7 protein-coding genes are annotated in these 7,747 nt (G+C 46.5%); 3 read left to right on the top strand and 4 right to left on the bottom strand.

Features of this window, described 5'->3' with window-relative positions; genetic code table 11:
* Window positions 1–210: 210 nt before the first annotated feature.
* Together dusB and JMX98_RS07480 are read left to right on the top strand one after the other, a co-directional pair.
* Window positions 211–1,257, top strand: a complete 1,047-nt coding sequence (dusB, locus tag JMX98_RS07485) for a tRNA dihydrouridine synthase DusB (protein WP_227680079.1) — start codon at window positions 211–213, stop codon at window positions 1,255–1,257.
* 116 nt (window positions 1,258–1,373) lie between these two features.
* Window positions 1,374–2,261 (top strand): SDR family NAD(P)-dependent oxidoreductase, encoded by an 888-nt coding sequence (locus JMX98_RS07480; protein ID WP_201585627.1) that lies wholly within the window; start codon window positions 1,374–1,376, stop codon window positions 2,259–2,261.
* 55 nt (window positions 2,262–2,316) lie between these two features.
* Here JMX98_RS07480 and JMX98_RS07475 read toward each other — a convergent pair whose 3' ends face one another.
* The 4 genes from JMX98_RS07475 to lipB all read right to left on the bottom strand — a co-directional run bounded on the left by JMX98_RS07475 (window position 2,317) and on the right by lipB (window position 5,239).
* Window positions 2,317–2,655 carry a hypothetical protein gene (locus JMX98_RS07475; RefSeq protein WP_201585626.1) on the bottom strand — a complete coding sequence of 113 codons (339 nt, stop codon included), beginning with the start codon at window positions 2,653–2,655 and terminating at the stop codon, window positions 2,317–2,319.
* Window positions 2,656–3,011: 356 nt separating this feature from the next.
* Complete coding sequence (locus tag JMX98_RS07470; protein WP_201585625.1) at window positions 3,012–3,485, bottom strand: hypothetical protein; 474 nt, start codon at window positions 3,483–3,485, stop codon at window positions 3,012–3,014.
* Window positions 3,486–3,662: 177 nt separating this feature from the next.
* Window positions 3,663–4,193 (bottom strand): inorganic diphosphatase, encoded by a 531-nt coding sequence (locus JMX98_RS07465; RefSeq protein WP_105246152.1) that lies wholly within the window; start codon window positions 4,191–4,193, stop codon window positions 3,663–3,665.
* A 197-nt stretch (window positions 4,194–4,390) separates the two neighbouring features.
* The gene (gene lipB, locus JMX98_RS07460) at window positions 4,391–5,239 is read right to left on the bottom strand and encodes a lipoyl(octanoyl) transferase LipB (protein WP_201585624.1); all 849 of its coding nucleotides are present in this window, start codon (window positions 5,237–5,239) and stop codon (window positions 4,391–4,393) included.
* A gap of 802 nt (window positions 5,240–6,041) precedes the next feature.
* On the opposite strand from lipB, the gene JMX98_RS07455 reads away from it, so the two are divergent.
* Window positions 6,042–7,496 (top strand): coniferyl aldehyde dehydrogenase, encoded by a 1,455-nt coding sequence (locus JMX98_RS07455; RefSeq protein ID WP_201585623.1) that lies wholly within the window; start codon window positions 6,042–6,044, stop codon window positions 7,494–7,496.
* Window positions 7,497–7,747 lie beyond the last annotated feature (251 nt).

Below are 7,747 nucleotides of genomic sequence, written 5' to 3'. Positions count from 1 at the left end.
ATGTCATCAAAGCTTTTCATGCTGCTAGCCATTTGCTGGGCAAGTTTTTTAAGGTCGGTTTGCTTAGTCATTGCTTATTCTCCGGTTAGTGGATTATAAGCAGTTACACAAAGTTTGGGAAACTCTCAAGGATTGACGTGAATGGCTTGCAATATGCGTACGAACCCTTAGAATAACGGCTTGTTTTCTATGCAAATCAAGCCGTTTTTTATGTCTATAAATACTTCTGCGAATCCTGTGATGGCTGATTCTTCAGCACCAGTTGCCGCTCAGCATCCCTTATTACAGCCGCTTGATATCGGTGGTCTGAGTATCGAAAACCGTCTGATGGTCGCGCCCATGGCCGGCGTGACGGACAACCCTTTTCGTAGACTGTGCAAATCTTTTGGCGCAGGGCATGCTGTCAGTGAAATGATCATCGCCGATACCGCGCTTTATGCCAGCAAAAAGTCTTTGTACCGTGCCAATTTTGATAATGAAATTGCGCCCATCTCGGCACAAATAGCAGGGGCTGAGCCTGATAAATTGGCTGAAGCGGCGCGTTATCAGATTGACAATGGCGCGCAGATTATTGATATCAATATGGGCTGTCCTGCCAAAAAAGTTTGCCGTAAGCTGGCAGGCTCAGCCTTACTGCAAGACGAAGATTTGGTGGCGCGTCTGCTCGATGCGGCGGTAGGCGCAGTCGATGCTCCCGTCACCCTAAAGACGCGACTGGGTTATGAAAACGGCCGCGAAAATATCTTGCGAGTGGCACGCCGTGCTGAGCAAGCTGGTATCGCAGCGATTGCGATTCATGGGCGGACGCGTGAGGATATGTATACAGGTACGGCGCGTTATGAGCTGATACGCGAAGTCAAAGACAGTATCGGTATCCCTGTCATTGCCAATGGCGATATCGATAGCCCTGAAAAAGCCCAATATGTCTACGAGATGACAGGCTGCGATGCCGTGATGATAGGGCGCGCCGCTCAAGGTCAGCCGTGGCTGTTTCGTGATATTGGTCATTTTTTGCGGACAGGTGAGCGGCTACCAGCACCAAGTATTCGCGAGATTAAAGAGATTGTGCTCGCGCATCTACAAGAGCTGTACGATTTTTATGGCGAATACTCAGGCTGCCGTATTGCGCGTAAGCATATTGCGTGGTACACCACGGGCATCCCAAATTCCAATGCCTTTCGCCAAGCGATGTATGGCGAAGAGAGTACCGCAGGACAGTTTCGTGTGGTCGAGGATTTTTTGTGTACGCATCAGTAGTCACTAGGGCGGGTAAATAATCATCAATCGCGATGTTTGACTGACGATTTATTCACCTCAGGCCATATTTTTTGCTATCCTACAAAAGAACATAAAACAAACAAAAAGGACTTTTTATGGCCAACCCTTCAAAAAAAGCAATCGCCAAAGCGGTTAAAGGTAAGCATATCGTAATCACGGGTGCCTCAAGTGGTATCGGCGAGCGTACGGCTTTTTTGCTCAGTGAGTGCGGCGCTCATGTGATTTTGTTGGCACGTACCAAAGACAAGCTAAAAATTGTCGCGGACAATATCGAAACACTCGGTGGCAGGGCAAGTTATTATCCATGTGATTTGACCGATATGGATGATATAGAAGACGTCAGTAAACGGATTCTTGCTGATTTTGGTCATGTCGATGTGTTGGTCAATAATGCGGGGCGCTCGATTCGCCGTTCAGTGCATGAATCTGTCAACCGTTTTCATGATTTTGAGCGCACGATGGATGTCAATTACTTTGGTGCGGTAAAGATTATTTTGGGACTACTTCCGACGATGATTGGCAGAAAGAAGGGGCAAATTGTCAATATTTCCTCCATTGGCGTACTGGCAAACAGTCCGCGTTTTGCCGCTTATGTCGCCTCAAAGTCAGCGCTTGATGCGTTTAGTCGCTGTCTGGCAGCAGAGGTCAAAGGCGATAATATCAAAGTCACCAACATTTTTATGCCACTGGTGCGCACGCCGATGATTGCACCGACCAAGCTGTATCGTTATATGCCAGCATTGATGCCTGATGAGGCGGCGATGATGATCGCCAAAGCGATCGTCCATAAACCAAACAGTATCGCCAGCAACATGGGTAGATTTGCGTCTGCAAGCTACTCGTTGGTACCTGCATTTAACGTGGGGGTACAGTCTATTGGTTATCGTATCTTCCCAAGCTCGACGGCTGCCCAGACGACCGATAGTAAGCCAAATTTAGCGCAGCGTATTTTTGCAAAAATACTGCCTGGTGAGCATCACTAGTATAAGCGCTCAGTAGGGAGTGCAGAAAGGCTCCCTACAGAGGCTTGATCCTTACTTATTGCACCCCATCTGCGGATGTCTTATCTAAGTTGGGGTTGTTTTCATTGACCGTCACCGTATCATCAGCTTTTTGGTCATTTTCTACACTGCCACTGCTAGAATAGTAGGCTGTACCTCCCGCACCTTCCTCATCTTCTGTAGAGTTAGGAGTAGGAGCTTGGTCTTTCTCTTCGCTCGCTGTTTGCACAGGCGTTATTTCGCTAGATTCTATATTATTATTGTTATCATCTGGTTTTTGGGTCTCATTGCTGCAAGCACCAAGACCCAAGATACTCACCCAGCATACTATCCATAATTTATTTTTAAGCGATTTTGCCGCTATAGATGTTTTCATTTTAATATCCTTATTGTCGTTAAGATCAAACCTTGCGTAAAATTCATCCCAGTCCTGCGGTATCGTTTTTATACTGAACTCACTATAACAAGCCAAAATACCAGACAGTTTTTTTGTTTTCACGGGGCTGAAGGTAAGAATTTGTTAGCGTTTGTACCACCACGTATTTTGATAAGCGCAGCTGGTAAAGGGTATGCCTCAACATAGTCGATATACTCTAAAAATGTCATAGGGCTACTGGGATGAATTTTACGCAGCCTCTGGGAACGCAGCACGCAAGTAAAATTTATACCAGTAGCGTGTTTAAATCCATAACAGTTTTACATTCAGCTAACTATAAAACCCGCCATGTCGCCCTAACCAAACACCCGCCACAATATCCAAAACAATCCCGCCATAATCACCACAATCAGTAATAAACGTTTTGTCCAATATGGCATTAAGGGTTTTTTGTATCCCAAGTTGTTTAGCTGGCTATCAACCCCTTGTTGTAAGTCTTTAAAACCTTGAGTCTGCTTGGTGGTTTTGACGCGTGTTTTGATCAGTTTGCCAGATTCTAGCTCTTCTTTTGTTTCTTGCTCTCGATCAAAGCTAATGGCGTGATTAGAGATGCCTTGTTTGTTTGCGATGGTATTGAGTTTTTGTTGCTGCTTTACTTTTAACGCGGTTTCATAAGCGTCTATTCGCACCTTGGCTTCATCCATACTGATATTTTCATCTTGCGCCAATGTCTTGATGGCCATGACGAGGTTGTTTTTTTCAACCATCATGATCACATCTTTTGGCAGCTTTGGATTAACTGGCTTTGAGCTTGGGTCGGGGTTAAACATGGTGTTCCTTATTGTCGATGAGCATATAGCATGTAAGCATGAGTTATTATAACCATTTTAACCAAGCACCATTCAAGCGGTGAACGGCAGTTGAGCAGTGGATAAACAAAAAAATACCGCCATCATTGTTATGACAGCGGTATATTGCAGCGAGATTATCTGGGTCTCAGTGGTGGCTTATAGGTCTTTCCAGCGCTGGATAGACTCTTTGATGACTTCTTTGGCCTCAGCCACGTCGCCCCATGATTCAACCACAGTGGTGCCCGCTTTTTTCAGGTCTTTATAGTGGCTGAAGTGGAACTGTAGCTGGTTGATCAGCTGTTTAGGTAGGTCTTCTAAGCTGTTGTATGCATTGCCGGTATCACGGTCATCCGCTGGTACGACGACGATTTTGTCATCGACTTCGCCATCATCCACAAACTTCATCACGCCGATGACTTTGGCTTTTAAGAAAACACCAGTCGGCAGTGGCTGCTCTGTGATGATCAGCGCATCCAACTCGTCGCCATCTTCGTCTAGCGTTTGCGGGATAAAGCCGTAGTTACAAGGCTTGGCAAAGATTTGTGGATCGATACGATCCAGCTCAAACACGGCCAATTCGCGGTTCCATTCGATTTTATGGCTGCTACCGGTAGGGATTTCTACTACCACGTTGATGATGCCGCCGTCTACGTCGCCTGCGTCCAAAATTTTATTAAAATCTGCCATAAAATACTCCGATTTGCTTTTGTTTTAAATGTCTAAATACAATAAGAAAAGCTCAAAGGTTGAGCTGAGCTGTCATATAGGTGTGACAGCTGTCTGTACCGCCAGCGATTATAGCAAGTTTGCAACAATTTTTCTCAAAATGCTTAAGTCTAAGCGTGCAAGATATTATGCAAAAAAAGACTCAAAGGCTAAAAGCTTTAGCGACTTGGTTTGGGCGCCAACGGGCGCAGTGCTATCTGTCCTGCATGGCGCTGAGCGATATTGTCGATGAGTTTTTGTGTGACGCTCTCATAGCTCAAGGGTTCGCGGGCTTGCCCTGCGCTTTGTGTCTTTGGGGAGGATGCCATGTTGATAAAATCAGCCAGCCTAAGCATTTGCATGCCAGCATAGCCACATGGGTTGATGGCATTAAACGCGGATAAATCACAAGTTAAATTAATAGCGATACCGTGGTAACTAAAACCATGCTTAATCTTAAAGCCTAATGACGCCATTTTACCTAACATGATGGACGACGGCTGGATCTCAGTCGATACAATGCCTTGATCGGTAGGGCTGTCGTCATGCTCTGCGCTGGTATCGGCATAGAGATAGACGCCTGGCGCATCGCGACGCGCTTGGGCACGAATGCGCGTATCACCAGCTGTGTGGCTTTGTAAGCAGTCATTGATCACATCTTCGATGGCTTGCTCAGCGTGTGAGACTAAATTGCGCACACTCCAGCCCAAGCTCTCTAAATCAAATAACCAATACAGCACCAATTGCCCATGACCATGCCAAGTCACTTGACCACCGCGATCGGTTTTGATAACTGGGGTGTCTGTACGCTGCAAAATGTGCTCTTCTTTACCCGCTTGTCCTAAGGTATAGACATCATTGTGATCGACGATCCACAGTTCATCGGGCGTGCGCTGCTGTTTGGTTTTTTTTAACTCAATACGTGTCAGCGTGCGCGCGAGCATCGCATCCAAGGTAGGGACATAATCGGCCGCGGACAAAGACTTACTGATCAGCGTATCACTCAGGGGTTGTATGGCGTTTTGCATGGCAGTCACAACGTATGGTAGATATATAGAATTGGCAAAAGGTATGAAGGCAAGGGCGTGTCCTCTTAAATCGATAGCCATCTAAATGAGTTAAAAATGGCTAAATCTGACCAAACAGTATCAAATAGCTAATGAATATCTCGATATTATCTGCGCTATTTTCGTTGTTTGATTAGGGCGTGTTGAATATTCAACACGCCCTACAGTGTTTGGCGGCAATTCATCTAATTTTTATTGCTATTTTTAAAATGAGGACACGTCCAAGTAGTTCAGTTGCCTAAAGTGTAGCAGTTTTTGGCAGTGTCGCCCAAACTTATCTGCTTATTAGGGCGTATCCTCAATTCAATCGATAGCCATCTAAATGGGCTAAAAATGGCTAAATCTGGCCAAACGGTGTCAAATAGCTGACTAATATCTCGATATTACCTGCGCTATTTTCCTTGTTTGACGGCGATTTATCTCATTTTTATCGCCATTTTTAAAATGAGGACACACCCTGGATACCGCCCAAATAAAAATTTGGAAATTAAAAAGTTTGGATGCGGCGTAAGCGATGACTTTTGCTCTATTAAAAAACGCACTAGTCAGTTTAAAATGCTATTCATTGCTCAGTCGATGCGCTACATTAAAGTGCCCGTCGGAGCGTCTACAAAGCGTAAGGGATACAATTTTATGACTGTTTTTTATGACGGATTTTGGTTGGGTCTGCTGAAGACAAAGACAGGCAGGATGTGCGCTAAAAATACAGCGCCGCTCGCCCAAAAAAGTATATCAGTCCCAACGCATATAACAAGGAAGAGACATGACAGACAATACCCAAAATATCAATGAGCATATGCCGCATCAAACCTCTAGTATCGCGCACACTGCCGAAGAGATGCGAGCGCAATTTGAGCATCTACAAGCGCTGAGCCGTACGCAGCCGATAAACGACTGGGCCACACGTGAGACGCAGCTGGATAACCTTGAGATGATGCTCAGCGACAACCAAGCCAGCTTTGCCAGTGCAATCAGCGCTGACTTTGGCCATCGTAGTGAGTCTGAGACGCAGTTTGCTGAGTTGTTCCCGAGTTTTACAGGGATTAGTCATGCCAGAAAACACGGCAAAAAATGGATGAAGCCTCAGCGTGCGCCGATCTCGGCACTGTATATGCCAGCCCACAACGAAATCCAGCCGCAGCCGTTAGGGGTGGTCGGCATCATGGTGCCTTGGAACTATCCGCTGTTTTTGGCCGTAGGCCCGATGATAGATGCGCTCGCTGCTGGCAATAGAATCATGATTAAAATGAGTGAGGCGGCACCAAAGTTTGCGCAGACGTTCGCCGATGCTGTGGCTCGTTATTTTTCCTCCGACATGATATGTGTGGTGCTGGGCGAGGTCGATATCGCGGTGGCTTTTAGTGAGCTGCCGTTTGATCATCTGCTGTATACTGGCTCGACAGCGGTCGGCAAAAAAGTCATGGCAGCCGCCGCCCCCAATCTGACGCCAGTGACGTTAGAGCTGGGTGGTAAGTCGCCGGTGATCGTCTTGGATGATGCCAATTTGGAATCGGTGGTCAATCGCGTGATGATGGGCAAGACACTAAATGCTGGTCAAACCTGTATCGCCCCTGATTATGTGCTGATTCCCCGTCGTTATCATGAGTCATTTATCCAAGCGGCAAAAGACTGGATGGATAAGCACTATCCTGATATTGAGCACAATCCTGACTACTCGCGCATCATCAATGGCGCGCAGTTTGAGCGCGTAAAAGGCTATTTGAACGCGCTACCAAGCGAGCAGGTGCATGCGTTGACCCCGATTGAGGCCAACAGCGAAACACGCCTGATGCCGCCTGTGATCGTTCGGGAGCCTGCGTTAGACAGTGAGGTCATGGACAATGAGATTTTTGCGCCGATTTTGCCTTTGATACACTACGAAACGCTAGATGACGCCATTCACTTGGTCAATTCGCGCCCGCGTCCGCTGGCTTTGTATGTATTTGGCGAACATCAAGGCGATATAGAGCAAGTGCGTAATCGTACGGTTTCAGGTGGTCTGTGTGTCAACGAGGTCCTCATGCACGTGGCGCAGCACGACTTACCCTTTGGTGGCGTTGGTGATTCGGGCACCGGTGCTTATCATGGTAAGGCAGGATTTGAGCGTCTTAGTCACATGAAGCCTGTGTTTGTACAGGCCAAGCTCAACGGCATGAATTTACTACTACCGCCTTATGGTGGACTGTTTAAAAAAGCCATGGCTCTATTTTTAAAGTAGCGCTCAAACAGTTGCCTTGTAAGTCACTGCGTCCGATATAGTCATGCTCAGTGTAGCCATGCCTAATACAGCCTTGTGGCGACACGTTTTAAGCATACTTATGCATCTACCTAGGTAGGTGCTTTTTTTTGGCCAAATAGCGGTAGGCCGCGCATGGGTAGTGAACAATAAGCATTTGTCATCTCTGTGAGAAGTCGCTACACTTTGTAGTACCTCTAAACAACGGCAACCTATCATTTAAGCCAATCGCT

It is taken from the genome of Psychrobacter sp. HII-4 (genome assembly GCF_904846595.1).
Taxonomy (GTDB): Bacteria; Pseudomonadota; Gammaproteobacteria; order Pseudomonadales; family Moraxellaceae; genus Psychrobacter; species Psychrobacter celer.
Note: the sequence above shows the minus strand (reverse complement) of the source record. Positions and strands in the feature narration are given on the sequence as shown.